Genomic DNA, 253 nt, shown 5'->3' with positions numbered 1-253 from the left:
AAATGGCGCGAGACGGAATCGAACCGCCGACACATGGAGCTTCAATCCATTGCTCTACCAACTGAGCTACCGAGCCATATTGCGGGAGCAGGATTTGAACCTACGACCTTCGGGTTATGAGCCCGACGAGCTACCTAGCTGCTCCATCCCGCGTTAATTATAAGGAGGATGTGGGATTCGAACCCACGCACGCTTTTACACGCCTGACGGTTTTCAAGACCGTTCCCTTCAGCCGGACTTGGGTAATCCTCCA

The 253-nt window shown here is 53.8% G+C and carries 3 tRNA genes; all 3 read right to left on the bottom strand.

Features of this window, described 5'->3' with window-relative positions:
- Window positions 1-3 precede the first annotated feature (3 nt).
- The 3 genes from HMPREF2979_RS06510 to HMPREF2979_RS06500 all read right to left on the bottom strand — a co-directional run bounded on the left by HMPREF2979_RS06510 (window position 4) and on the right by HMPREF2979_RS06500 (window position 252).
- A tRNA-Phe gene (locus HMPREF2979_RS06510) sits at window positions 4-76 on the bottom strand.
- A 3-nt stretch (window positions 77-79) separates the two neighbouring features.
- Window positions 80-153 (bottom strand) — tRNA-Met (locus HMPREF2979_RS06505).
- A gap of 9 nt (window positions 154-162) precedes the next feature.
- Window positions 163-252, bottom strand: a tRNA-Ser gene (locus HMPREF2979_RS06500).
- Between the last annotated feature and the right edge of the window lies 1 nt (window position 253).

It is taken from the genome of Streptococcus sp. HMSC078H12 (genome assembly GCF_001814615.1).
In the GTDB taxonomy this organism is placed as follows: Bacteria; Bacillota; Bacilli; order Lactobacillales; family Streptococcaceae; genus Streptococcus; species Streptococcus salivarius_F.
This window is presented reverse-complemented; position numbering and strand designations above follow the sequence as displayed.